Here is a 25,659-nt window from a genome sequence, read left to right on the forward strand (position 1 = left end):
TTAAGTTATTAGTGGTCTACCTAAAGGCTCGTTATCGAACAATTAGTCGTAAACGCTTAGCTAATCTGTCCAGTCCATAAGTCAAGACTAGAAACAATACCTTGTCGAGCAGTCTCAAATGCTGCTTTTTCTTGCTTATAAGGGTCTGCAATATCTTCATCAATCCAGTGGCCAATCCTAAAAGTTTTACCTCGGCAATGGGGCCAGCGCTCGGTTATCCACTTCGTTTGATTTGCCGACATTGTCAAAATCAAATCTGCACGCATGACTAATGTTTCATCAATTTGTTTGGCGATGTGTCCCGACATATCGATACCCAACTCTGACATGACAGTTATAGCATTGGGATCAGCTCCATTACCAACCACAGCAGACACTCCAGCAGAATCGATAGTTTTCTGTGGATATTGTTGTTTTAGTATTGCTTCGGCAATGGGGCTACGGCAAATATTGCCTACACAAACCACCAAAATATTGTCAAAGGCCATAACTTTAAATCCCTATACCGACCTTTACAATGTGGAGATGGTTCGGATGGCAGAAGTTGAAGGTAATAGCGAACTGATAACACGATTCCAGCGTGTCAGACCTGTAGGATCGACATAAAGGATGTCATTTGGCTGCATCTCAAAACGATTAGCAATGGCTAGATTGGTAATTGTCTGCATATCAACATAGTAAATATTGGTACGTTGATAATTTGGGTTATCACGTACGATATATACTTTTGCTGCATTGGCTGTAGCCGAATTCAAACCTCTAGAGCTACCCAAAACTTGTGCTAAATTAAGACCTTCTTCTAATATAGGCACAGGTTCGATCTGACCGAATTCTCCCAATACATAGACTCTATTGCGGCTCTGGCTATTAACATGAATAGAGTCGCCATCCTGAATATAGATTTGATTGCCTGATGAACCTATTTGACGTAAGGTTTGTAGCCCGATATCATAGTTTCGGCCATTACGGTTAAGGACAATACTATTTGAATCACCTGTCTCTGTCGCGCCGCCCGCTTTTGATATCGCGCTGTACAGCGATACAGGAGCATCATCAATAGTGAACTCACCAGGCTGCTTGACTTCCCCATCGATAAAGAATTTATTACCACGATAATCGATGACTTTTACCTGCGGATCTGAATATTTTAGATAGCGTTGTAGTTTGCTCTGCAGAGAGGCGGTAAACTGAGGTACACTTAAACCAGCCGCCTTTACTCTACCAACCAAAGGAAACTGTACAAACCCTTGTTGATCTACTGGATAACCTGACGCATAAGGGTTATTACCACTTTGGGCTACGGCAGGCGTCATGTCTGGGTAGCCAACCAAATTAATACTGAGTATGTCACCCTGAGAAATACGATATTCGGCCTTCTTGGAGCTAGCAATAAGATGATAAATATCGTTGTTAGGTTGAGTTACTTGTGGTGGTGGCAAAGTCGTCAGGTTAAGCGGTTGAATATTGAATTTGAGGCCGTTTTCGGCAGTAAAGTCTCCTACCGGCGGCAGTTCTCCAGCTTGTAAACCAGAATTTATAGTCGTTGTAGCGCACCCAGTAGACCATAAAGTAGTAAGCAATAAAGCCGATACACTCAACAACTTAAAAGATTGCCGCATAATAAAAACCTTTTAGGAAATCACAATAATGAACAGTAACTAACAAAATCTTCTGCTTTACAAAAAGATAGGTTCAACTTCTATAGAATTACACAAAGAATGTTTATGTCATATAGAAACATTCTATCACAATTTTACCTATCCTATACATTATTTACAATTGGATTAATTATATTAACATTTTAATCAATCACTTACATTATTAGTGAGACTAACTCCATAATTAACATTATCTAATCAGTATTTTTACATCTCGACTTTCTTATAGAAATATATAATTATTTATTTACACTTTGGCTAGCAAGAACAAGAGTTAGTAGTTCAATTTTTTTCTTAAAATCAGCTGGTATCTTCAAGCTATCACAATACTTCTATCAATTTATGCATCCGTTACTGTCCTGAGAAGTACTGAACTCATCATAAGTCACTCGTTATTTTTTGAGCATAAAATAGTTGTTTATTAGATGTAGCATTTATCTAAAACCATTTGAATTGTAAGCTAGGAGGATCGGCAATAAGGACAAAGTACCCGTTCGAAGTTTAAAAACGTCGATATAGATACTCATACCAACCATGCTATTTCATTGATTGAGGTGCTTGACTTAGGACCTTGTTCCTTTGTAGAGAACTTTATAGGAGAAGGCTTAGGCGCGCAAAATACTAAGCCACTTATTGATACGCTTATGTATATAATGTTTAGCGATGACTATTTGGCAGACGCCACTCGAGCAAATGAGCGTGAATACTGGAGTGATCATATGCCAAAGCTGGGAGCAGATATTTCGCGCAATGCTGATGGCGTTATTCATCGTACTGGCGTATTTATGATTCCAAAGGCCGGCCATTGGGTAGCACGTGAGCAACCAGAAAACATTAATAGATATATTGTAGATTTCATTTCATCGCATTCGTAATGATATAAAATGTGCTTTACCGTAGAAATAAAAGGGCTCTTTAGGTATATAGTCTGAAGAGCCCTTTTTTGTAGTGTGCCAAATTACTAATCACCTTACAAAATAGCTCTCCATACTACTAAGCATCATCTAATAGCTTATTAAGCTCGTCCACCATTGGATCGTCAATAATACTGCCTTCTACATAGCTGATTATCTCATCTACAGTCGTCAGATCCATTTCACGAATACCTAAACTGGCTAGTTGCGCATTAATCGATTCTAAGCTGTCATTATCTTCAGTATCATCTAATAAATCCTCTTCAAACCTACCTCTGACAAACCAATACATTTTTTCTAGTACGGTTTCTTTTTTGGTTAAAGTAGAATAACCATCACCATAAATAAATAGGTTGAAATGATAAGGTATTTCTACATCATTAATGAAAAATGTACGTTGGCACTCTAATGTATAGGCTTGAATCTCTTCATTTTCAGCGCTTTCATCACTTTTGTTGTCTTCATCATATTCAATCGCCTCTTCTATCAACTCACCTAATATCTGATAGTCGCCGACTTTGATTTTGTGATTATAAATGATAGCAGAGTCTGCAATTGCATCGAAAATAATGGCACTGACATCTAAGGTATGGTTATCGATATCATAGAATGCTTTTAACGCTGGCAAAAACTCGGTCAGCTCTTCTTCTGGCACTTGAATGAGAAACTGCTGCTCGTATATTTTAATCATATCTTCAGGAGCATAGGTATTAGCAGTATTGGTCTCGTTTCTACCTGTTGGCTGCAAAGGTAAAAAATTATACGGGTTATGTTTGGTCATTCAGAACTGCCTTTTTGCTTAAGTTAAATTTATTAAATGTCTGTGTTGCTCAATCTCTAAGAGCCTTTGAACGCGCTACTATTTTTCAGTACCGTAAGACTTTAGGATTTATGGGCGTATTGTCTCTTATTCAGGCAATTTTAGATAGACAGTTATAAATATACAAGTTCAATCACTCTGGTTTAGACAGGCAGTCAGAATAATACAGACTAAAAAGACGATACTAGCCAGCAGCGGCTTGGTATCGCCTTCAAGGGTTAAACCCATCTTCTCTTTTCTCTAAGACTACTTACATACTAATTCACTTGCTGCCATCCTGATATTGCATGATGTTCATTTTGATGCGCAAATAAAGGGTGAGCTTTGGCTTCATGCAAACTCAACACAGGGGTCACACAGACATCTGTTGCTGCAAATACACGTTGCCAATGCTCAAGCGTTTGACTGGCGAATTTTTCCGCGATTGTGTTGGTCGCGGCTTGACTCTCAGGTCTATTGGGCATAATACCAAGTTGCCAGTGTATTGCTTTAAGCGCTGGCAGCTCCAATACCTCACATAGACCTTGCCAAAATTTCAACTCTAAGGAACCAACCGCCATATGCCGCTTATCAGCGGTTTGGTACAGTCGGTAACATGGCAATGCACCGCCTAAAAAGTCATGCTGCGGCAGTAGAGTGTCGTTTAAGCCATTGCCTGAAAGGCTATTAATCAGTTTGCCTGTGACCTTTGGCATGACCATATGATTGTACAAACTGTGCGTCATGCTAATAGCAATGTGTCGTCCCCTGCCCGTACGCTGCGCGGCAAATACGGCAGCCAACAGTGCTATCACTGCTGTATCACTACCACCTGCCAAATCCGCAAACTGGATATTAGGCATAGCCTGCTCACCCTGCGCTGTTCTTAGCTGATCTAGTACACCGCTCATAGCCATAAAATTGATATCATGACCTGCCTTATTGGCCCAGTCATGATTCACTTGAGAGCCATCTGTTGAGTAAGCACCTTTTTTTGCGTAATTGTCTGCTAAGCCATAACCAGTAATAGATACCATTACCAACTTTGGATTGATGGCATGCAGGGTCTTAGCATCTAGTCCCATTTCTACCAAGACACCTGGACGAAAGCTATCTAGCATCACATCAGCTTCTTTAAGATGTGCTTTTATAACTTTAATTGCTTTGGGATCATGAAAGTCATGCTTTTCGGTCGTCTTACCATGATTTAGAGCTGCGAAGAGCTCACCAAATACCCGAGCAGGATCGCCTTGTTTGGGCTCGATTTTAAGGACGTCCGCGCCCAAATCCGCAAGCAAACGCGTGGCAAATGGCCCAGGTAGATTACGAGTCAGATCGACCACTCGTAACCCTTGTAGACAGTCTCCCATTTGATCATGATTTGATACATGCATGTCAGTCATCGGAGAACGCCTCGCCTTTGGCTACCATATCTAACAAGATTTGAGCTGGCTCAAAACGTTCGCCATATTTCGCAGCCAGCTCACGACTCCGCTCAACAAACGCACTCACGCCCATTGCATTGATAAACTGTAGTGTACCACCGTGCTGCGGTGCAAACCCCCAACCAAAGATAGCGCCTATATTGGTATCGGCCACTGAGCGCACGACATTTTCCTGATAGCATTTAGCAGATTCATTGGCTTGAATAAACATCAGACGATCAACCAAATCTTGCTGCGAGGGTTGCTCCAATTTTGGCGGATATAAATTTACCAGCTCAGGCCATAGATGCTTATCACCCTCTGTTGGATAGTCATAGAATCCTTTGCCATTTTTCTTACCTTCGCGCCCATGCTCATTGACCAGTGTTTTCAGTATGTCATAAGAAGGACGCACTACGATTGGCTTACCTTCGGCTGCCATATCCGCTTGCTGCTGTTCACCAACATGTAACGCCAAGCTTAACGACACTTCATCTTGTAATGCTAGCGGCGGCATCGGCATACCTGTTTTCATACCGGCAACTTCAATGCTACGCGGATGCACACCCTCTCCTAGCATCGCAATGCCCTCTGATACATAGGTGCCAAATACTCGCGAAGTATAAAATCCGTGGCTGTCATTGACGACGATAGGCGTTTTACCTATTTGCACAACATAGTCGAAAGCTTTGGCCAACGTTGCATCGTCGGTTTGCTCGCCCATGATAATCTCAACGAGCGGCATCTTGTCTACTGGAGAGAAAAAATGCAGACCGATAAACTGGTTTGGGCGCGTACTGGCTTTTGCCAATCCAGTAATCGGTAGCGTTGAGGTATTAGACGCATAGACGGCCGTGTTTGAAATCACTGCTTCACTTTGCTGGGTACACTTGGCTTTAATTTCTCGGTTTTCAAACACTGCTTCGATAATAAGATCGCAACCTGCCAAATCATCGTAAGAAACTGTTGGCGTGATGCGTTCTAGGAGGGCTTGTTTTTTCTCTTCGGTAGCGCGCTTTCGGCTAATGGCCTTATCTAAAATATTCGTAGAATACGCTTTGCCTTTTTCAGCATTGACAATTTCTGTGTCCAATAAGACAACGTCTATACCTACTTTGGCAGTGACATAAGCAATGCCAGCGCCCATCATGCCAGCGCCCAAGATACCGACCTTTTTAATTTGGGTTCGCTCAAATCCTTGAGGACGAGACTGACCTTTTTTGATGCTATTCAGCTGAGTCCATAAGGTGTTGATCATGTTTCTAGATTCAGTAGACATCACGCAAGCTGCGAAATAACGTGACTCAGTCTCAAGCCCTGTATCGATGTCTACTAAACAGCCCTCAAACACACAAGACATAATGTGAGTAATCGCAGGATAGTTGCCATGTGATTTTTGATTGGCCATAGCAGGTGCGATAGAGAACATCGGTACGACGCTAGGGTGCTTGCTATCACCGCCGGGGATTTTAAAGCCTTTTCTATCCCATGGCTGCTGCGCACTTGGATTATTTTGAATCCAGTCTTTTGCTTGCTTCAGCATATCTGCTCGATCAGTAGCGGTCGCATCAATAAGTCCAATGTCTTTTGCCGTAGATGGTCGTAATTCTTTACCCTGAGTCATCAGCTCCAGTGCTGCTTGAATACCGACCAATCGAGGCAAACGCTGCGTACCGCCGCCGCCAGGTAGCAAGCCCAGTTTCACCTCAGGCAAACCTAGCTTGGTCTTGGGTGTATCAATGGCAATACGATAATGACATGCCAGTGCAAGCTCTAAACCGCCGCCTAGTGCGGTTCCTGTCATAGCAGCGACCACAGGTTTACCTGATGTTTCAAGTGTACGCAAACTCCCTTTTAACTTTTCGGTCAGTACAAATGCTTGCTCGGCTGTCTTTATCTGGTTCAATTGATCGATATCTGCGCCAACCACAAAGGTGTTTTTGGCTGATGTGAGTATCAAGCCTGTAGCTGCGTCATCATTAATGAAACTATCGACTATCGTGGCGAACGATTCGGTAAAACCATCACCGATGACATTCATTTTGCGCTTGCTTTGATCTATCATCACAGTGACGATGCCTGCATCGTCACGTTGGGCAGAGAAGTTTTCTAATTCATTAATGGCTGTTACGCTATCTGCTGTTTGGTTAGCTGTCTGGTTATTTTTCATCATTTTTACCCCTTAAATGATTCTTTGTATATTGCGTTTTAGTCTAATTGGTTTTCAGGTCTATTTTAGAAAAAGTTAAACGCGCTCGATAATGGTGGCAATACCCATACCACCACCCACACATAGCGTAATCATAGCGGTCTTTAGGTCGCGTCGTTCTAACTCATCAAGGACGGTCGTCATGAGCATCGCGCCCGTTGCCCCAAGCGGATGACCCATGGATATTGCACCACCGTTGACATTGACAATATCAAGCGAGATGCCAAAATCATCAGCGGTATTCATCGGGACAGCAGCGAAGGCTTCGTTAATTTCCCAAAGGTCTATATCAGAGGCTTGCATGCCCACTTTATCGAGGGCTTTTTGGCAAGCTGGTGTCGGACCTGTCAGCATAATGGCAGGCTCTGAGCCAATGACTGAGGCCATCGTGATTTTGGCACGTGGTTTTAGCCCTGCTTTTTGACCAGCTGCCGCGCTACCAATCAAGCAAATTGCTGCCCCGTCGACGATGCCAGAGGAGTTACCTGCATGATGCACATGATTGACGCTTTCGATCGTGGTATATCTGTCTAATATCACACTATCAAAGCCCATTTTTCCCGGCATAATAAAGGAAGGTTTTAGCCCAGCTAAGGTCTCGACATTGGTATTAGGACGGATGGTTTCATCTTTATCCAATAGCATCATGCCATTGATATCGGTGACAGGGACAACCGATTTATCATAGTAGCCCTTTCCCCAAGCATTGGCAGCGCGGCGATGCGACTCGGTGGCAAAGGCATCGACATCACTACGACTAAAGCCTTTGAGCGTTGCGATGGTATCTGCACCCACTCCTTGCGGTACGAAATGCGTCGCTTCATTGACACGCGGATCCATGTACCAAGCACCGCCATCAGAGCCCATAGGCACACGGCTCATAGACTCAACACCGCCTGCCACTACCATGTCTTCCATACCTGACATGACTTTGGCAGCAGCTAAATTGATAGACTCTAAACCAGAGGCACAAAAGCGAGACAAAGTAAGACCTGCCACACTTTGTGCCCAGCCAGCGTCAATCACAGCGATACGCGCAATATCAGAGCCTTGCTCGCCCACTGGCGTCACGCAGCCAAGTACCACATCATCTACCAAGCTGGTATCCAATTTGTGGCGCTGTTGCATCTCCTTTAACAAAGTTCGCGTCAGCCAAATCGGTGATGCCTGATAAAGAGAGCCGTCCTTTTTTCCTTTGCCACGTGGCGTGCGGATCGCATCATAAATATAAGCAGTCTCAGTCATAAAAAATCCTTTTTTTATTTTTTAAATAAACAGTAATTATCGTAGTCTTATAATATAAGCGTCTACATAAAGCGTGAAGCCAGCTCTTTCATAATTTCATTGGTACCGCCATAGATTTTTTGCACGCGCGCATCAGCATATAAACGAGCGATAGGATATTCTGTCATATAGCCATAGCCACCAAATAGCTGCACGCATTCGTCGATGACCTCGCACTGTTTTTCGGTAACCCAGTATTTGATTAATGAGGCATGCGGTACAGACAGTTTGCCCTCTAACATCGCATCGACTGCTGCATCACACATGGTGCTGGCAGCGAGATAATCAGCATAGCATTCCGCCATCTTAAAGCGGGTATTTTGAAACTTCCAAATAGGTTTGCCAAAGGCTTCGCGCCCTTTTACATAATCTAGGGTTAGATTGATAGCAAGTTTCATCGAGCCAACCCCGGATAGCGCAATGATTAAACGCTCACGCGGCAACTCCTGCATCATTTGTATAAAGCCCATACCTTCTACCGTACCCAACAGGTTAGTTTGTGGCACACGTACATTGCTAAAGAACAACTCTGAGGTATCCTGCGACGTCAAACCAATTTTATCGAGATTGCGTCCACGCTCAAACCCTTCTACTTTGTCCGTTTCTACGATGATAAGTGAGACGCCTTGTGCGCCTTTTTCACGGTCTGTTTTGCATGCTAATAGGATAAGATTAGCGTGCTGACCATTGGTGATAAAAGTCTTAGAACCATTGATAATGTAGTCATCACCATCTTTTACCGCATAGGTTTTGATGTTTTGTAGGTCGGAGCCAGTACCAGGCTCGGTCATGGCGATAGCGCCGATATATTCGCCCGTTGCCATTTTGGGTAGCCACGCTTGTTTTTGTTCTTCAGTACCGTGGTCTAAAACATAAGGCGCGACAATACCTGAATGCACCATACCGCCAAATCCTGATTGATTGGCCTCTATCTGAGCGTAGATAAGTGCCGCTTCATGACCGAAATCGCCGCCGCCGCCACCATACTCGCTTGGTATCGCCGCACACAAAAACCCCATCTCGCCCGCCTCTTCCCACGCATCGCGATCAATCATGCCATTTTTACGCCACCGCTCATCTTTGGGATCCCAAGATTGAAACATTTTTAAGGCGCTGTCGTGCACCATCTGATGCTCTTCGGTCATCCAGTTTGGGGTGAATTTTTCGATACTCATAATGTCTATCCTTGACAAGGTGGAGTGAATAACAACTATATAGTCAAGTCTATATAAGTCCGCTACATCGTCATCCTCGCTAAGCATACTAATGTATAACTTGCACTCGGTTTCCTTGTATCGAAATTATATTGAACTGACTATATCTAAGCCATTTTGTAAATTATGGTAATTTATATTACCGTTGTAGATATACGATAAATTCTTTGTATTTATTAATATATGAGTCTTATACTAGGCTACGAAAAACCACTTCGCAATAAATTAAATAAAAATGGTAATCTACATTACTTATTAATTTAATCATGTTAAATTATCGAGCAAATCATTTAACTGGTAGGGCGTATCAAATAGCCAATACTTTAAGAAGCGATAAATATGAAAACCTTTAATCAGTCAGATAGCTTTACGCAAACTCGATCTCTAACGCCCCTATCCGATATGCGGCCCGCAACTTTGGATAAAATTGAGCAAGCTGTTCGTAAGGTCTTTGCAGGATTTGATGCTAATGAGGTGACGATGGCGCAAATTGCAAAGTCTGCAAACGTTTCTTTGCAAACGCTCTACAAGTACTTCGGGGATAAGCAAACGCTGTTTTATACCATTATGGATATTGTACTCGGCAGATTAGCCGCTCGAATTATGGATCATCTGCAAGGGATTGATAGCGTACAAGATCGTCTACGTAAGACACTGTGGGTCTGCTTTGATTTTGTAGACTCGCATCCAGATGCGGTGATGGTGCTGTCTTCTGTCTCGGCCTCGCGTATACGCAATATCGCAATCTATGAAAACAAAGAGTTAATTGGCGCGTTTTTAGCGGTACTAGAAGATGGACAAAATCGTGGGGTGCTCAATGACACTGTTCCTTTGCACATACTGTTCGATGTGTTTATGGGGTTAATCAGTCGACTTGGTTTAATGCATACCATTCGCCAAACAGAAACACCATTAAATGCAGAGTTTGATGCACTATTTGTGATTTTATGGCGCGCCATCTCTAAACCTGAAGCCTGAGGCTTAAAATGAATTTTATAAAACTGATATTTAGCAGTGTTTGACTCTTACAAGAAAACATAACGTAAAAAACTAAAAAGCCCCACTCTATCGTGGGGCTTTTTTATACTGAGGCTTCTGAGTCGATGAGCTTAAATTATTACACCATTCATATACTCACCGCATGTTAGATACTGCTAGATTTTGGCAATCCATATTCTGCATGGTCAACCACTTGATTATCTTGTTCAATAGTCAGTCGATAGCCTTTGATGATACCGTCGTATGGCAAACTGCCCTCATACTGCTGATAATGCTCGCAGATGCTGTCTTGAATCACTGATTTACGGGCAGCATCGTCTAATTTGGCAAAACCGCTAGGCAAGTGTACTTGGGCAAAACGTGAAGCCGCGCCACGAGACAGCCAGTTATCAGCACTCGTAAATGTAAAATCTACTTCCGCTCGTAAGCTATATCTAGGTAGCGTGTTAGAGTGATTCGCCAAGTCATATTTAATCTGCGCAATATCTTCTGCGAATGGTTGATATGGTATCTCAAGTACAGCAAACAGTTTTGCTAAAAACTCATCAGCGGTAAAGTGTTTGTCCATATAGCTACCATCAAGTCCAAGGAATTTGCTCGACAGTACATGGCGCAGACGGTCATAGGCAGGTATAGTATGTTTAAGAGGATAGCCCATTTGCTTGACGATATCTTGCGGGCGCAGCTCAAGCGACTCTATTTGATTGATAATATATTGCGCTAGAGAATGGCGTGGATGATAACGACGGGTATATTTAGATGGATTAGCAATGTGGCTCATGATATTGAACACCTTAGACTCCTGTAACTCCGACGAAAAAGTATGATATACGCCCAAATAGGCAAAAAATCAGGCACAAATGAGGTTGTCGGAGTACAGGCTCATGCGCTTTACCAGAGTTGTTTTATATCGTGCTGGAAGTTGCAAGGTTTGTCACGCCGCCATGAGACTATTGTCATGGTCGGAGATAACAAAACTGTTAAACCCACGATAGATCGTTCAACGATGATAGCACACCAGATGACAAAAAATAAATACCGATATTTGTGACCGTTTGTGAATAATTCTTTTTCACGTTGCCATTTAATCTTAGACATTTCGATCCACTACTTATTCATGTATTAAAAAGAGGCACAACATCGAAATGTTAGGGTTGAAGTATTAAAAATTATGCTCGATAGCCTAACGATTGACGTCAACGACTATTCGACCACGAACCTTACCATCCAATAACTCGCTGGCTGTCGGAATGACTTCGCTTAGACCAATCTCTCTAGTAATTGCATCTAATTGCGTCATATCCAAACTTGTACTCAAACGCTGCCATGCTTCTACACGCTCATCATAAGGTCGTGTCACGCTATTAATACCAAGCAAACTAACACCGCGTAAAATAAATGGCGCAACAGTAGCAGGGAAATCCATGCCTTGAGCCAGTCCACAAGTAGCGATTAAACCATCTTCACACGTGCTAGCACAAACATTGGCCAGCGTATGACTACCAACAGAATCAATTGCGGCAGCCCATCTCTCCTTACCAAGTGCACGGGCCGGACTACTTAATTCAGCTCGGTCAATGATCGTCGTTGCACCAAGGCTTTTTAAGTACTCCGACTCCTCTAGACGACCCGTAGAAGCTGTGACAGAGTAGCCTTGGTTTGCCAAAATTGCGATGGCAAAGCTACCAACACCGCCATTAGCACCAGTCACCAATACTTCACCACGCTCTGGTGTCAGTCCATGACGCTCTAATGCGATTATACAAAGCATTGCGGTATATCCTGCTGTACCTATCGCCATCGCCTGACGTTCAGTCATCGAGTCAGGGAGCGGGATAAGCCAGTCACCGTTTAATCGCGCTTTTTGTGATAGACCGCCCCAATACTTCTCACCCACGCTCCAACCATTTAACAATACCTTGTCGCCAGCTTTGTAACGCGGATGGCTGCTTGTTTCCACAGTTCCCGCTAAATCAATCCCTGGAACTATGGGGAATGTGCGTACCACAGGGCTACGACCCGTGATAGCCAGTCCATCTTTATAATTGAGCGTGCTATATGCCACACGAACCGTGACATCGCCTTCTGGCAATTGCGTGTCCTGTATCTCAGTCAGATTAGACTGATAAACATCGTCATTTTTTCAATTAATATTGCATTAAACATAGTAGCTCCTATTTAGACCAATCGTCTATAAATGAGTAAAAAATAATTTAGACCGGTCGTCTAAAAATATAGATAAAAAAATTACTTCTGTATCCCTGCTGCAAATCCTCGGAAAAAGGTATCTAATGGGCTGACGTCTTGTACCAACTTGGCACGCAAAACCGCACCTTCCCAACCAATCCAAAAGTAAGCAGCAAGCTCATCACAATCACTATGAGAAGGTATTTGTCCTTGTTGTACTGCAAGACGCAAGCAATCTGCTAAACGCTCCTGCCAATCAAGCAATATGTTTTCTAACTCACAACGAAAACTCTCAGGCAACACGACAATCTCTTGACCTAAGTTGCCTACCAAGCAGCCGCGTCGAAATTCATGCTTAATCATTCCCAACTTAGCATCTTCAACAAAGTCACTAATACGCTGCATAGGAGATACTTGATCATCCAAAAGACAATAATCTAGCTTGCGAGCAAAATATAATGCATATTGCTGCAACACTTCCTGTCCAAATGCTTCTTTGTTTTTGAAGTAATTGTAGAAGGAACCTTTAGGCACATTGATACGTTTGAGTATGGCATCGATACCAGTGGTCGCAAAGCCTTGCTCTGTCAGCATCTCCATCCCAGATCTCAAAAGAGCTTCACGGGTATCCGTAAACTCTCGTTCAACATTAGGTGGACGCCCTCGACGGGCTTTTGGCTTAGTAATCGTCATGCATAGATATTATGACCGATCGTCTTTAATGTCAATCAATTATTTTTAGCGGTTTATTTATCCATCAGTCGCGACAGTTTTTTGACTGTCATCGCTATCAGTCCTCACCATGATACGTCGCCTCATCCACCCAAACGATGGGATCTTCGCACAAATGTACCAAGTGATACCAGATATCACTGCTACGGGCGATACGGTGGTGACCGCCTTCGAAATAGTCAACTTCCCAGCTGTCAGGCAGATTTACTAAAGTTCGTCTGGCCACTGCTACATCCAAGCTTTCATCATCCACTTCTACCATAACCCGCACCATCTCGGTATTGGTAGTGGGAAAAGACAGCTTCATATCAGCCACTACTGGGATACGGTCAGCCAATACCTCACTTGGATAGATACAAGGCGCAATCAACAGCGCGCGCAAGTTATACTTATGGGCAAAATGATTGGCAAACCAGCCGCCAAGCGAATGCCCTGCCAACACTACTCGAGGATACTGTGTCATTTTCTCACGAATCAAAACATCATAAATCTCAAATATTTCTGCAAAACTCTTTCGATAATTGACCGTTTGACAGTGTTTTGGCTCACGCGTGATACAAGTATATTTACTGGTCTCATTGCTAGAATCGAGACCATGAAAAAACAGTAAAAACGTGTCGTTATTTTCGATAGGAAACATCATAACCTTCTCCTTTTTTAATTATTATTTAGGTTGATTCTTAATAATTTGGCTTATAAATTAAACCGATTTTTGGCTAGCAATCTGCGCTTGATACAAGCTCAAAATCTCATCACAAGCCAGCATTGAGATATTTTTTGAAAAACCTTCGTTAAACCAAAAGTCATAAACCGCTTGGACAATAGCTTTCACCACTCCCACATTTTCTGGCTTTTGTTCTGCTAGTTTCATCGCAATGTCTTGCGCTTGTATATCCGACTCGCTATAGGGCGCGCTCCAGCCCACGCCATAACGATAGAGCACATCATTGATTGCCAATATGAATATAGCATTGGACACCCCAAATGAGCCAATAAGCCTGTCAAGCATTGCACAGCGCTCTTCATAAATACTGACCTCTATCGGCATATCAGCCCGCTCAAACAGACAATCACAACTCACCATATGCGAGGGTTGACTAAAATCATCCCACAGCAGTGGATAAGTTCCGCGAATCCCGCCCTTTTCCACTACATTAAATTGCCAAATCGCATAATGCGTATCTGGCACCTTATAAGGCACATGTATAAACCACTGCATCATCGCATCACTGTCGTACATGATATGAGTGCTACCAATCCGTACGCCCTGCTTAGGTAGTACATCCTGATACACGCTATTTATATCATCACTATAGAGCGTCACTTTACGTAAGTTTTCATCACTGGCATCGCCTAGCTTTGCTCTTGCTTCCTTTATATTTCGATAGGGTTTAAAGGGTGCTACCCATCTGAGCGTCTCATTAGTATTATTCACAAAATAAATATCATCTTCATAACTGTCTACAGAAACCGTTTCGAGGTAAAACAATGGCTGTTTTCGTACTCGGCTTTTCTCATCATTTGCTAGTGCCGTTATACTAGATAGCTTTGAGCCACCCGACCACTTAAAGTTATCTAACCGTTTTTGCTCAAACTGATACGTTAATGTGGTCATCGTTATATCCTTATTGTTTTGATTTTGGTTTTTTCGCTGCAGTTTTTCGTTGTTGTTATATTCTGAATGCCGATTTCAAGCCAGCCGAGTTTGTTCGTCATTGTTTGAATGACGTCATTATCTATAAAGTTACGTAAATTAATCGACTTGGTCAGGTAGTAGTTTTTAGTATTGATAGACTTTTTAGCCATAGTTTTTCGCTGTTGCATCGCTAATATTTTTGCAACGCCAACGAGCTTTTTCTGCTAGGTTTTTTGTTTATTAATAAATATAGTTTTTTGGGTTTGTACAGGCGTAGAAGTTTAGGATTAAACGTAAATAACACTACTAGAAAGACTTCGCTAAAATAGCGTTTCAAAAACTTAGTTAAAAAGTGAAGCGTTGCGCTCCGAGGGTTAACTGGTTTTTATCTCATGTCATTTTGCCTGACCTAATAACTATAGTATAAGCTCACATAAAAATAAAGCTGTTTAAAACCTTCTACGACAACTGGTGTCGCTTCTTTTTAAATGAATTGTAGTTTAGTCGTTAGCAAGTATCCCAACACAATAAGTATCATTAGCGACAGTTTCATATTGCTTAAGTATCCTCAATAAACGTCCAATTAACAATCCTTATCAAAAAACACCTTTCACGATTGACGTGGGCTTGCTATCTTGCCCCGCAACCCTTGTATTCTAATTAAGCCTGCCCCACTTTGACCTATCACACGTAGTATTCGCATCTGTATTGGATTTTATGACACATAACCTTGAGGCCAGCTCAAACGCTCGCCGAACTCAGTATTTTCAAGTATTTTTGATGGGCGTTAGTGCCTTTATTATGAACACCACAGAATTTGTCCCTGTGGCGCTGTTGAGCGACATTGCCCAAGACTTCTCTATTACGACGGCAGAAACTGGCTGGATGTTGACACTCTATGCTTGGATTGTCGCAGCGATGTCATTACCACTAATGCTACTGACCAGTCGATTTGAACGCAAACGCTTGCTCTTGGGGCTTTTTGTAGTATTTATTGCCAGTCACGTACTTTCCGTATTTGCATGGAGCTTTGACGTGCTGCTCATTAGCCGAGTTGGGATTGCGTTATCGCATGCGATATTTTGGTCCATTACGGCCGCAATCGCGATACGTGTCGCACCTGAAGGCAAAAAAGCCATGGCGCTTAGCGTACTGGCGACGGGTACGTCGTTAGCAATGGTACTCGGTGTGCCGCTAGGACGCTTAATTGGGCAATGGTTTGGCTGGCGGGCTACCTTTGGCGGTATTGGCGTCATTGCCTCAATTGTATTTATTCTACAAGCGAGACTCTTACCGACGTTACCTAGTATGTTTGAAGGGTCTTTTAGAAAGATTCCAGAACTCCTCAGAAATCCCTTATTGGTCTGTCTATACCTGCTTATCTTATTGGTCTTTACAGCGCACTACACAGCTTATTCTTATATAGAACCATTCATGCGCCAAGTCGGTAATATCAGTGAAAACGCTGCGACTTTTGTACTGTTACTATTCGGTGCAGCAGGAATTGTAGGTAGTGTGATATTTAGTCGTTGGGGTGACCGGTTCAATACCAGATTGATGCTGATATCGACCATACTGATGCTCGTGTCTATGCTTGCGCTGTTGCTCGCAGTGACCTCTGTATGGGCGCTCAGCTTTATCGCTTTGCTTTGGGGCGCAGCGCTCATGCTACTGATTATCTCAATGCAGGCCAAAGTCATCATGGTCGATGTCAATGCGCAAGACATGCTGATGTCGATGTTTTCAGGTATTATTAATCTGGGAATTGGTACGGGCGCGCTATTCGGTGGTTATGCCGTGACACACATCTCACTATCTAGCGTAGGGTACACAGGTGCGGCTATCGCAGTTGTGGCGTTACTCTTAATGCTATTTATGATCAAGCGTTTTCCTGAATTGAGTAAGCGACTTGGCTAGCTGATAAGTCGCTATTAAAGGATAGCCAAAAATAGCAGTCGGGAAGGAACCTTCAGAAAATAACAAGCAGAATGCCAGCCATATAAATGGGCTGGCATTTTCTTTGTGTGTGAATACAACGATATAGCCTACAAATCATTTCAAGTATTTCTTAGACACCGATTGAACGAACGTTCATGGGCAGTTATACTGATTTTATTGGACAAAAGTATACTTAAACTATAAGCATACTCTAGGAAAGACTGACAGGCATTAAGCACACAAGGATGAGTGTAAAATGAATGATATTCAAAACAAGGGAATGGCTCGCTATAATCTACAATTAAAATCAATTACGATAGTTATTATGAGTTCTCGAATTATGGGAGGTTTATGATGCCTAATGGAATAAACCAACAAGACAGTCAGGTTCAAGGAAATCAATATAACACTGCGCCCCTTAGATTGGGTAAATTGCATTATGCTTGGATCGTTGCCACTACAGGCTCTGTAGCAATGTTCTGCGGACTTGGGTTAGGACGATTCGCATTTGGCATGTTACTACCATCCATGTCATCTTCTTTAGGATTAAACTATACCCAAAGCGGAATCTTGGGATTCACCAACCTGATAGGATATCTGGTTGCAGTGCTTCTAAGCCCTTTTATCCTACCTCGGTTGGGTACTCGAACGACTGCGACAGCTAGTCTACTCCTCATTGCTGTTTCTATGCTCGGTATGGCTTTTACCACCAGTTTTCCAATACTTTGCGCACTCTATGTGCTGACAGGTATCGGTAGCGGTGGCGTGGTCTTACCAATGATGAGCGTCATGTCGCATTGGTTTTTCCCTTCACACCGCGGGCTTGCTTTAGGACTGGTCATGGCTGGGCCTGGATTTGGTATCATTTTATCAGGTTTTGTCGTACCCAAACTCTTACCCATCTCTACTCTACTGTCTTGGCAGACAGGTTGGCTAATTTTTGCCGTGATTAATATTGCGGTAGCTTGGCTTACTTTCGCTTTGATTCGCAATCATCCAGACGATGTCAGACAAAGCCCTTTTGGGCGCGCACCTACCTTACCTGTTAAAAATAAGAAAAAGCTAGAACGTAGCAATATTAAGCTGCTCGTACATTTAGGTGTCATCTTTGCTATTTATGGCGCTACTTATATGGTTTACGTCACTTTCATCGTGACCAGTATGGTTGGCTCATATCAATTGAGTGAAGCGACTGCTGGTGGTGTTTGGGCATGGATTGGACTGCTTAGCATGCTCTCAGGCATGTTGTTTGGCTGGATTTCTGACCATATTGGTAGACGCCTTGGTCTGGCGCTGGCTTTTTTCTTCCTTGCCATCGCTTATCTGCTAGTCGGACTGACTAATTGGGGTTTAGGACTGTATTTGTCAATTATCTTGTTTGGCTTAGTAGTGTGGAGTGTGCCTGTCATTATGGCTGCCTCGGCGGGCGACTATTTCGGTCCTGCAGCGGCGGCAAGTGCACTTGCAGCACTGACTTTTGCTTTTTCAGGTGGACAGGCTCTTGGGCCAGTGGCAGCAGGCTATCTCGCAGAAATCACTGTGGACTTTAGTATCAGTTATATGATATCTGGTATCGCCGCTTTTGTAGCGCTTGGACTTGCCTTATTATTGCGTCCACAAAAACAAGCTTAATTCCAGTCTCTATAGTATTGATACTGCTAACTATACTTACTCTTGCCACCAGTGACGTCTGTATGCGCATTTGGCCTGATTATCTTATTATGGAGTGCTGAGTTTATACTATATATAATTGGGCAGTTACTTGGGTTAAACAAGCAATATCAATAGATAAGCCTTATACTTTTCAATAAAAATAACTGAATAAAAATCAGGTGCTTACAGCATAATTACATAGAAGGAAACAAAATATTATGTGAGCGAGACAGTATGATTTTTCAATACTTGAACACCCCTTTTTTATGCTCTAAAAACTTATTTAAATAAGGCAATATTCTTGCAATTTTGCAATCAAAACGATTGCTAGCTTTCTAAAAAGTGGTTACACTCGGTTGACAAACTATTACATTGATGACAAGGAAGTCGCTATGCCTCGTAATACCTCACGTTCTAAAATTAGCCATACCTCTCTCAAAACTTTTACCAAAAGTATGCTTGCTATCAGCCTATCTATCGCTGGTATTTCTCACGCAAATGCTTATGACAGTGTCACCTTTTTTGGTGATAGCCTGACCGATGGGGGCTATTTTAGTCAAGTTGTACCAGGTCCTGCTCAGTTTACCACCAACCCTGACAACACATGGGCGACCTCATTCGCTGAGCAGCTAGGTACCACGGCTGTTCCCGTTGTCTATCTTGGAAATCAAATTGGTAACAACTACGCTATCGGCGGTGCAAGAGCAGGCGAAGGAGCGCTTTTCCCTGGCGGTATTCCTATTGCTTCTGCCAATAGCCAAGTCGATAGCTATCTCGCCAATAACACAGTAGATCCTAATGGACTCTATGTTGTATGGGCAGGTGCAAATGACTTGCTTGCGGCGGCTGAAGATCCTGCTAATGCTCAAGCGACCATACTTAGAGCAGTATCTAGCCAAACCGAAACGATTCAGGCACTAAAAGACAATGGTGCCAAATATATCTTAGTACCCAATATTCCTGATGTCGGTCTGACGCCTAGGTTTGTTCCAGACCCTGATCTAGAAGGTCAAGAACTTGCAGGGGCTTTGGCAGCCCAAAGAGCGGCAACTGATGCAGCCAGTCTCTACAATCAGTTTATGCTTAGTGGCGTCGCAGGTACTGGCGCTAATATCATACCGCTAGATATGTTTAGCTTAACTCAGGAGATCATTGCGTCGCCTGCTCAGTATGGTTTCACTAATGTCACCGATGAAGCTTGCGGTGACAACAATAGCTCTCTAACTTGTGGACCTGATACTCTTGTAGAAGCAAATGCCAACGAAACCTACTTCTTCGCTGATGGTATTCACCCGACTGGTCAAGCACATCAAATGATCGCCGACTATGCAAATGCTGTTGTCACTGCGCCTAGCTTAATCGGCGTTTTGCCACATATTGCAACGACAACCGGGCTTGCAACCAATGAGCGCTTACAGTCACACGTCAACCAAATCCAGAGCAGTGAGCAAAAACCTGCCCGTACACTATGGGCCGTCGGTGAAGTTGCTAATCAAGAAATTGCAGGGTTTGATGGTGATAATAATACCCAAGTATTGCTTGGCATAGATTTTGCTCATCCTAACTCAGCCAATGCAGTGACAGGCTTATACGGTAACATTACCCAAAAAGACTTTGAAAACTCAGACGTTGGCACAGGTTTGAGTGATGTTGATCTGGGAGAAGTTGGTTTTGGTGTCTATCATAGCAACAAGTTTGGCGGTTTACAGATCAATGGTGCTGCAGGATTTGGCAACATGGATGTCGATGTCACACGTGCTGTGACACTAGGCAGTAACCAACAACAGTTTAAGTCAAATGCTGATGGCAAGCGCTTTTATGCCAACTTGCAGGCAGGCTACCCAATGCAAGTGAGCAATATTGCCGTTACGCCTTATATCGGTGCAACAGCGAGCCGCGTAAAAATTGACGGACTCAAAGAAAAAGAGATGTCTGGCATTGCTATGCAGTTCGATGAGCAGAAATACTCTACGACATATGGCAAGCTTGGTCTCAAAGCCAATCATAGCTTGATGGAGAACCTAAACTTATTTGGTGATATTCATTACCAAAAGCAGCTAAGTGACAATCGCGAAGCGGTAACCTCACGTTTAAATACGCTACCAAATATCAGCTTTGAGACGCCTATGGTCGAAACTGATGATGATAACGTTGCCATGACACTTGGCCTATCTAGAAGCTTTGGTCTATTGAATGCCAATGCTGGTGTCACGCATTCACAAGGTAATGACGACGATTCAACCAGCCTATTTATTGGACTTAATGGTGCATTCTAAATAAGTCGTTAATCTAGAAAAATGGTATAGGTGATAATTAATCGCCTATACCATTATAAATTCAAAGACCTCTGCAATATACTATATTGCTTTTGCTCTATAAATTTTCTGCCGCACAACTTCTCAACGACAAAACCTACTATCACAAACTCTCTAAAAATCTACTTTACCACGCAAAGCCTTTGTCTTACCGCGCTGGGTTTTTTTATCCACCCGTTTACGTTTGGCATTTCTGCTAGGTTTGGTCGGCCTTCTGGTTTTATTGACATAAGTGGCTTTAGTGATGAAACTTTGCAGTCGTTCTAACGCATCTATCTTATTACGCTCTTGCGTACGAAACTGCTGTGCCTTTATGATGAGCACCCCTTCTTTGGTTATTCGGCTATCTTTGCTATCGAGCAGTCGTTGTTTATACTCATCGCTCAGACTTGAGTTGTTAATATCAAAACGCAGGTGAATGGCAGAAGATACTTTATTGACATTCTGGCCACCTGCGCCTTGCGCTCGTATGGCGCTGATCTCTATCTCATTATCGTTGAGGCTAATATTGTTGTTAATGAAAATCATAGTTTGCTTTTATCGAATGTGAATGGATATGGTTCATGATAAAGCATTATATAGTCAACCCTCTATAAATTAGGTACGGTGTCAGTCTCGCTTAGTATACTGCTTGTAATACTTTCACTTGGCTTTCTAGGGCGTGTCCTCATTTTAAAAATGGTGATAAAAATGAGATAAATCGCAGTCAAACAAGGAAAATAGCGCAGATAATATCGAGATATTAGTCAGCTATTTGACGCCATTTGGCAAGATTTAGCCATTTTTAACCCATTTAGATAACTATAGATTGAATTGAGGACACGCCCTAGTATCTGAATTATATTGAACCGACTGCCTATATTTAACTAAATATGGATTGGTCTGCTACTTTGCCAACAGTTGACGACAACGTTCAATCACTGGAGCATCGACCATCTCTCCATCTACTTTAAATACTGCCTGGCCGCTCCGCTCGTACTCCTCGACCACACGCTGTGCAAATAACAAAGTCTCATTTGTTGGTTGCAATGCTTGTTGGACGACAGCCACTTGCTTGGGGTGAATACATAGCATTCCAGACATGCCCATTTGTGACCATAGCTGTACTCGATCGCTCAGTCCAACTTCATTGTTGAAGTCAGGATAAATGGTATCGATAGGCGGCGATAATTGGTGCACTTTTGACGTCAGGATGAGTTGATAGCGGATTTGATTGGCGATGATATCTGCAGCAGGCGTTCCTACTTGTACTTGCAAATCATTGCACAAATCTAAAAATCCATAACTAAACGCGGCCAAGCCGACTGCTTTTGCCATACTATCGATTTGATACAATCCTATCGCACTCTCAATCAGTGCAATCACGGGTAAATTGGTAAGCTGATGTACGTTATTAATATCTTCTGCTTGCTCGGCTTTAGCCAATAACACGCCAGCCAAATTAGGCATCTTCTGACAGAGCACTATGTCTTTAAAAAATTCTTCGCTACCTGCCTTATTAATACGTACCCAAATCGGCTGATAACCTGCACTGTCGTGATATTGCTGTAATGCTTCGCGTGCGGATGCTTTATCCTCTGGCGCAACAGCATCCTCTAAATCGACAATAACCGCATCTGCACCACTAGCAAAGGCTTTCGCTACTCTATCAATGCGAGTCGCTGGCACAAACAGCCATGTTTTATTTTGAGAAATCGTTTTTATTTTATTGTTGATAACTGAATTCATGCGTGACTCCATCATATTGTCCAAGTAGCTATTAGCATATTTATTATGCCACTATACAGCTGATGCTCATTTAAAATTAGCAATTTATTTGATAGTGCAAAACCAAGATTACTTAGACATTCTATTAAAAAATAAATCAAAAAAACCACATGAAAATAAATCTCATGCGGTTCTTGAGTCTAATGCAGTTTTAAACAATTACTTTCTTATCTAACCTATGTCTTATAGATTATCTAATTAAGCCAGCATACCACCATCGACAACGATTGTTGCGCCTGTGGTATAGCTTGAGGCATCCGACACTAGATATAACACCGTACCAGCCATTTCATCAGGCTCAGCCACACGTCCTAGCGGAATCGAGTGTAGTGCCATTTTTAAGACTTTATCGTTGGTAGTCAATGCGGAGGCAAACTTAGTATCCGTCAAACCTGGCAATAGCGCATTAACACGGATGTTAAGTGGGCCACATTCTTTAGCAAAGGCTTTGGTCATGCTAATGACTGCCGCTTTGGTAATTGAGTAGATACCTTGCTTATCGCCTGCTACTAAGCCGTTGACCGATGCGGTATTCAAGATGACGCCGCCGCCCTGATCTTTCATCATTTTGCCAGCGGCCGTCGACATAAAGAAGTAACCACGGATATTAACTTCAACAGTCTTATCAAAGGCGGCTAAATCTGTATCTAAGATATGACCATAGTAAGGGTTGGCTGCAGCGTTATTAACTAAGATATCAATTTGACCAAATTCACTTTTGATATGCTCAAAAATTGCGTCAATTTGCTCCATGTCTCCCACATGACATGCAAAAGCACTGGCCTTATGACCGTCAGCTTTAATGCTATCTGCAACTGCTTGGCAAGCATCAATTTTGCGGCTAGAGACAATCACATGTGCGCCTCTTGATGCCAATAGACGGGCAATAGACTCACCAATACCACGGCTCGCGCCAGTTACTAAAGCAACCTTACCGGTTAAATCAAATAAATCTTTCATCGTTGTTCCTTATATTTTTATAAACTTTATATTTTCAATAATTCTTGAGCACTGAATTCATGTATCTAAAACGTATATCTAAAATCAGATAACTAAACGCAGATAATCGCTGTCATAACTAACGGCGATTATCGAGCACTAATGAACTGAACAAAGAGCGCTCAACGATCACGGTTACGCTAGCATACCACCATCTAAGGTGAAGGCATGACCATTCATAAAGGTACTTTCATCGCTGGCAAGCCATGCAATTGCACTAGAGATTTCATTCACATCACCTAGGCGGCGCAGTGGACTGGCCTTAATTGTTGCTTGCTGCGTACGCTCATCCATCGTTGCCATAGTATTGCGTACCATTGGCGTATCAATGAAGCTTGGGCATACCGCGTTAAAACGAATATTGGCGCGGGCGTACTCGTGGGCGGCAGACTTGGTCAAACCCATAACGCCATGTTTAGCTGCACTATAGGCTGAGAGCATAGGGGCTGAACGCAGACCAGCAATAGATGCGACGTTAATCACATGACCACCGCCATTAGGTATCATACAGTTGACTGCAGCACGCATACAGTGCCAAACACTTTTTAAATTCACTGCGATATTACGATCAAAGTCATCATCACTCAGCTCATGCATGGGCGAAGGCTTGTGGTCGATACCCGCGTTATTGACCACCACATCTAGACCGCCTAGCGTCTCTACCGCAAAGTCAAACAACGCACGCACTTCATCACCACTGGTCACGTCTACTTTTTTGAAGACGATACTGTTGCCAGCATCTTGACCTTGTTTGGCAACCGCTTCGCCCATCTCTTCTGCCATATCACCGATCACGACCTTAGCGCCGCGGCTAGCTAGCAATAATGCGCTTGCGGCACCGATACCTGACGCACCGCCCGTGATCAAAATTCGTTTTCCAGCTACATCTGATGCAATTCCATTTGTATTCAGTGTCATGATCTATCCCTCTACCTTAAGTACTAGTTTGCCGAAATTTTCACCGTTAAAGAGCATCATCAAAGTATCAGGGAACGTCTCGATACCTTCAACAATATGGTCTTTCACTTTCATATCACCTGACTGAATCCAGCCAGCAATCTCTTTCATGGCGATTGGATATTCTTTGATATTATCGAATACTACGATGCCTTCCATGCGAGCACGATTGACCAATAGTGATAGATAGTTCGATGGGCCTTTTACTGCTGTGGTGTTGTTATATTGGCTGATAGCCCCGCAAATAACGATACGCGCATGTAGATTAATCTGAGTAAGCACGTCATTTAAGATATCACCGCCTACGTTGTCAAAGTACACATCGACGCCGTCTGGACAGGTTTTCTTTAGTGCTTTTTTCACATCTTCGTTTTTGTAATCAATCGTCGCATCAAACCCAAGCTCATCGACCAAGAACTTACATTTCTCAGCACCGCCCGCGATACCGACGACGCGGCAGCCTTTAATCTTGGCAATCTGACCGACCAAGCTACCAACCGCCCCAGCAGCGCCAGAGACGACCACGGTCTCACCCGCTTTTGGCTGACCCGTCTTTAGGAGACCGAAATACCCTGTCATCCCCGGCATACCTAGTACACCCAAGTAATAAGACAGCGGCGCTAGGCTCGGATCAACTTTATGCAGACCAGTACCATCGCTGACCGCATATGACTGTACGCCGTCGTGACCTGCGACATAGTCACCTACTGCAAATTTTTCATTTTTACTTTCAATCACTTCACCCACAGTACCGGCGCGCATCACTTCACCAATTTGTACTGGCGCGATATAAGATTTGGCATCGTTCAGCCAACCACGCATCGCCGGATCGATAGAGATGTATTCAACCTTAATCAGTAACTGACCATCGGTAATCGTCGGTATTTCTGTCTCGGTATAATCCCAAGTTTCAGCGCTTGGCTCGCCTACTGGTCTTGCTTTTAGGCGCCATTGTTTATTAATTTTTGTCATGT

The 25,659-nt window shown here is 43.0% G+C and carries 21 protein-coding genes and 1 pseudogene; 5 read left to right on the forward strand and 17 right to left on the reverse strand.

What is annotated here, in order from left to right; all coding sequences use genetic code 11:
- Positions 1–56: 56 nt before the first annotated feature.
- Both ACS8FA_RS23570 and ACS8FA_RS23575 read right to left on the reverse strand, forming a co-directional pair.
- Entirely contained in the window at positions 57–488 is a 432-nt protein-coding gene (locus tag ACS8FA_RS23570) for a low molecular weight protein-tyrosine-phosphatase (RefSeq protein WP_439266056.1), read from the reverse strand.
- A gap of 24 nt (positions 489–512) precedes the next feature.
- Positions 513–1,619, reverse strand: coding sequence for a polysaccharide biosynthesis/export family protein (locus ACS8FA_RS23575; RefSeq protein WP_439266054.1), 1,107 nt, complete (start codon positions 1,617–1,619; stop codon positions 513–515).
- 683 nt (positions 1,620–2,302) lie between these two features.
- Here ACS8FA_RS23575 and ACS8FA_RS23580 point away from each other — a divergent pair.
- Entirely contained in the window at positions 2,303–2,533 is a 231-nt protein-coding gene (locus ACS8FA_RS23580) for an alpha/beta fold hydrolase (protein ID WP_522901998.1), read from the forward strand.
- Between the two features lie 118 nt (positions 2,534–2,651).
- Here ACS8FA_RS23580 and ACS8FA_RS23585 read toward each other — a convergent pair whose 3' ends face one another.
- The 5 genes from ACS8FA_RS23585 to ACS8FA_RS23605 form a co-directional block, all read right to left on the reverse strand.
- Complete coding sequence (locus ACS8FA_RS23585) at positions 2,652–3,353, reverse strand: hypothetical protein (protein ID WP_439266050.1); 702 nt, start codon at positions 3,351–3,353, stop codon at positions 2,652–2,654.
- A gap of 296 nt (positions 3,354–3,649) precedes the next feature.
- The gene (locus ACS8FA_RS23590; protein ID WP_439266048.1) at positions 3,650–4,774 is read right to left on the reverse strand and encodes a CaiB/BaiF CoA transferase family protein; all 1,125 of its coding nucleotides are present in this window, start codon (positions 4,772–4,774) and stop codon (positions 3,650–3,652) included.
- Positions 4,767–6,968, reverse strand: coding sequence for a 3-hydroxyacyl-CoA dehydrogenase NAD-binding domain-containing protein (locus ACS8FA_RS23595; protein ID WP_439266046.1), 2,202 nt, complete (start codon positions 6,966–6,968; stop codon positions 4,767–4,769). Before ACS8FA_RS23595 ends, ACS8FA_RS23590 begins: the two co-directional genes overlap by 8 nt.
- A 72-nt stretch (positions 6,969–7,040) precedes the next feature.
- Entirely contained in the window at positions 7,041–8,249 is a 1,209-nt protein-coding gene (locus ACS8FA_RS23600) for an acetyl-CoA C-acetyltransferase (RefSeq protein WP_439266044.1), read from the reverse strand.
- 62 nt (positions 8,250–8,311) lie between these two features.
- A complete protein-coding gene (locus ACS8FA_RS23605; RefSeq protein ID WP_439266042.1) occupies positions 8,312–9,463 on the reverse strand; it encodes an acyl-CoA dehydrogenase family protein in 1,152 nt (383 codons plus the stop codon).
- A gap of 378 nt (positions 9,464–9,841) precedes the next feature.
- Here ACS8FA_RS23605 and ACS8FA_RS23610 point away from each other — a divergent pair, with 378 nt between their 5' ends.
- Positions 9,842–10,480: a TetR/AcrR family transcriptional regulator gene (locus ACS8FA_RS23610; RefSeq protein WP_439266040.1), complete on the forward strand. Its 639-nt coding sequence runs from the start codon at positions 9,842–9,844 to the stop codon at positions 10,478–10,480.
- Between the two features lie 166 nt (positions 10,481–10,646).
- Here the strand turns inward: ACS8FA_RS23610 and ACS8FA_RS23615 are convergent, their stop codons facing one another.
- From ACS8FA_RS23615 to ACS8FA_RS23635, 5 genes and pseudogenes are all read right to left on the reverse strand, one after another.
- Positions 10,647–11,282, reverse strand: coding sequence for a hypothetical protein (locus ACS8FA_RS23615; RefSeq protein WP_439266039.1), 636 nt, complete (start codon positions 11,280–11,282; stop codon positions 10,647–10,649).
- Between the two features lie 402 nt (positions 11,283–11,684).
- A pseudogene (acuI, locus tag ACS8FA_RS23620) lies at positions 11,685–12,644 on the reverse strand (acrylyl-CoA reductase (NADPH)); the annotation flags it as partial.
- 104 nt (positions 12,645–12,748) lie between these two features.
- Positions 12,749–13,381 carry an acrylate utilization transcriptional regulator AcuR gene (gene acuR / locus ACS8FA_RS23625; RefSeq protein WP_439266037.1) on the reverse strand — a complete coding sequence of 211 codons (633 nt, stop codon included), beginning with the start codon at positions 13,379–13,381 and terminating at the stop codon, positions 12,749–12,751.
- 97 nt (positions 13,382–13,478) lie between these two features.
- Positions 13,479–14,063: a YqiA/YcfP family alpha/beta fold hydrolase gene (locus ACS8FA_RS23630; RefSeq protein WP_439266035.1), complete on the reverse strand. Its 585-nt coding sequence runs from the start codon at positions 14,061–14,063 to the stop codon at positions 13,479–13,481.
- Between the two features lie 57 nt (positions 14,064–14,120).
- Positions 14,121–15,035, reverse strand: coding sequence for a hypothetical protein (locus ACS8FA_RS23635; RefSeq protein ID WP_439266033.1), 915 nt, complete (start codon positions 15,033–15,035; stop codon positions 14,121–14,123).
- Positions 15,036–15,773: 738 nt separating this feature from the next.
- Between ACS8FA_RS23635 and ACS8FA_RS23640 the strand changes: the two genes are divergently transcribed.
- From ACS8FA_RS23640 to ACS8FA_RS23650, 3 genes are all read left to right on the forward strand, one after another.
- Positions 15,774–16,973: a sugar transporter gene (locus ACS8FA_RS23640; protein WP_439266031.1), complete on the forward strand. Its 1,200-nt coding sequence runs from the start codon at positions 15,774–15,776 to the stop codon at positions 16,971–16,973.
- 372 nt (positions 16,974–17,345) lie between these two features.
- On the forward strand, positions 17,346–18,626 hold the full coding sequence (locus ACS8FA_RS23645) for an MFS transporter (protein WP_522901999.1): 1,281 nt from the start codon (positions 17,346–17,348) through the stop codon (positions 18,624–18,626).
- 413 nt (positions 18,627–19,039) lie between these two features.
- Complete coding sequence (locus ACS8FA_RS23650; RefSeq protein ID WP_439266027.1) at positions 19,040–20,923, forward strand: autotransporter domain-containing protein; 1,884 nt, start codon at positions 19,040–19,042, stop codon at positions 20,921–20,923.
- Between the two features lie 153 nt (positions 20,924–21,076).
- Here ACS8FA_RS23650 and arfB read toward each other — a convergent pair whose 3' ends face one another.
- The 5 genes from arfB to ACS8FA_RS23675 all read right to left on the reverse strand — a co-directional run bounded on the left by arfB (position 21,077) and on the right by ACS8FA_RS23675 (position 25,657).
- Complete coding sequence (gene arfB, locus ACS8FA_RS23655; protein WP_439266025.1) at positions 21,077–21,490, reverse strand: alternative ribosome rescue aminoacyl-tRNA hydrolase ArfB; 414 nt, start codon at positions 21,488–21,490, stop codon at positions 21,077–21,079.
- Between the two features lie 357 nt (positions 21,491–21,847).
- Positions 21,848–22,690: an HpcH/HpaI aldolase/citrate lyase family protein gene (locus ACS8FA_RS23660; protein WP_439266023.1), complete on the reverse strand. Its 843-nt coding sequence runs from the start codon at positions 22,688–22,690 to the stop codon at positions 21,848–21,850.
- 237 nt (positions 22,691–22,927) lie between these two features.
- Positions 22,928–23,689 (reverse strand): SDR family oxidoreductase, encoded by a 762-nt coding sequence (locus tag ACS8FA_RS23665; RefSeq protein ID WP_102083154.1) that lies wholly within the window; start codon positions 23,687–23,689, stop codon positions 22,928–22,930.
- A gap of 174 nt (positions 23,690–23,863) precedes the next feature.
- Positions 23,864–24,646, reverse strand: coding sequence for an SDR family NAD(P)-dependent oxidoreductase (locus tag ACS8FA_RS23670; protein WP_439266021.1), 783 nt, complete (start codon positions 24,644–24,646; stop codon positions 23,864–23,866).
- Positions 24,647–24,649: 3 nt separating this feature from the next.
- Positions 24,650–25,657 carry an NADP-dependent oxidoreductase gene (locus tag ACS8FA_RS23675; protein WP_296211754.1) on the reverse strand — a complete coding sequence of 336 codons (1,008 nt, stop codon included), beginning with the start codon at positions 25,655–25,657 and terminating at the stop codon, positions 24,650–24,652.
- Positions 25,658–25,659 lie beyond the last annotated feature (2 nt).

The organism is Psychrobacter sp. 1Y1, from assembly GCF_051847395.2.
Taxonomy (GTDB): Bacteria; Pseudomonadota; Gammaproteobacteria; order Pseudomonadales; family Moraxellaceae; genus Psychrobacter.

What these genes read in the sequence shown, in the direction of transcription:
- acuR (WP_439266037.1), bottom strand. Translation starts at nt 13,381, where the DNA reads ATGACGATTACTAAGCCAAAAGCCCGTCGAGGGCGTCCACCTAATGTT.
- ACS8FA_RS23615 (WP_439266039.1), bottom strand. Translation starts at nt 11,282, where the DNA reads ATGAGCCACATTGCTAATCCATCTAAATATACCCGTCGTTATCATCCA.
- ACS8FA_RS23595 (WP_439266046.1), bottom strand. Translation starts at nt 6,968, where the DNA reads ATGATGAAAAATAACCAGACAGCTAACCAAACAGCAGATAGCGTAACA.
- ACS8FA_RS23580 (WP_522901998.1), top strand. Translation starts at nt 2,303, where the DNA reads ATGTATATAATGTTTAGCGATGACTATTTGGCAGACGCCACTCGAGCA.
- ACS8FA_RS23670 (WP_439266021.1), bottom strand. Translation starts at nt 24,646, where the DNA reads ATGACACTGAATACAAATGGAATTGCATCAGATGTAGCTGGAAAACGA.
- ACS8FA_RS23650 (WP_439266027.1), top strand. Translation starts at nt 19,040, where the DNA reads ATGCCTCGTAATACCTCACGTTCTAAAATTAGCCATACCTCTCTCAAA.
- ACS8FA_RS23665 (WP_102083154.1), bottom strand. Translation starts at nt 23,689, where the DNA reads ATGAAAGATTTATTTGATTTAACCGGTAAGGTTGCTTTAGTAACTGGC.
- ACS8FA_RS23640 (WP_439266031.1), top strand. Translation starts at nt 15,774, where the DNA reads ATGACACATAACCTTGAGGCCAGCTCAAACGCTCGCCGAACTCAGTAT.
- ACS8FA_RS23635 (WP_439266033.1), bottom strand. Translation starts at nt 15,035, where the DNA reads ATGACCACATTAACGTATCAGTTTGAGCAAAAACGGTTAGATAACTTT.
- ACS8FA_RS23610 (WP_439266040.1), top strand. Translation starts at nt 9,842, where the DNA reads ATGAAAACCTTTAATCAGTCAGATAGCTTTACGCAAACTCGATCTCTA.
- arfB (WP_439266025.1), bottom strand. Translation starts at nt 21,490, where the DNA reads ATGATTTTCATTAACAACAATATTAGCCTCAACGATAATGAGATAGAG.
- ACS8FA_RS23575 (WP_439266054.1), bottom strand. Translation starts at nt 1,619, where the DNA reads ATGCGGCAATCTTTTAAGTTGTTGAGTGTATCGGCTTTATTGCTTACT.
- ACS8FA_RS23590 (WP_439266048.1), bottom strand. Translation starts at nt 4,774, where the DNA reads ATGACTGACATGCATGTATCAAATCATGATCAAATGGGAGACTGTCTA.
- ACS8FA_RS23600 (WP_439266044.1), bottom strand. Translation starts at nt 8,249, where the DNA reads ATGACTGAGACTGCTTATATTTATGATGCGATCCGCACGCCACGTGGC.
- ACS8FA_RS23585 (WP_439266050.1), bottom strand. Translation starts at nt 3,353, where the DNA reads ATGACCAAACATAACCCGTATAATTTTTTACCTTTGCAGCCAACAGGT.
- ACS8FA_RS23605 (WP_439266042.1), bottom strand. Translation starts at nt 9,463, where the DNA reads ATGAGTATCGAAAAATTCACCCCAAACTGGATGACCGAAGAGCATCAG.
- ACS8FA_RS23645 (WP_522901999.1), top strand. Translation starts at nt 17,346, where the DNA reads ATGATGCCTAATGGAATAAACCAACAAGACAGTCAGGTTCAAGGAAAT.
- ACS8FA_RS23660 (WP_439266023.1), bottom strand. Translation starts at nt 22,690, where the DNA reads ATGAATTCAGTTATCAACAATAAAATAAAAACGATTTCTCAAAATAAA.
- ACS8FA_RS23630 (WP_439266035.1), bottom strand. Translation starts at nt 14,063, where the DNA reads ATGATGTTTCCTATCGAAAATAACGACACGTTTTTACTGTTTTTTCAT.
- ACS8FA_RS23570 (WP_439266056.1), bottom strand. Translation starts at nt 488, where the DNA reads ATGGCCTTTGACAATATTTTGGTGGTTTGTGTAGGCAATATTTGCCGT.
- ACS8FA_RS23675 (WP_296211754.1), bottom strand. Translation starts at nt 25,657, where the DNA reads ATGACAAAAATTAATAAACAATGGCGCCTAAAAGCAAGACCAGTAGGC.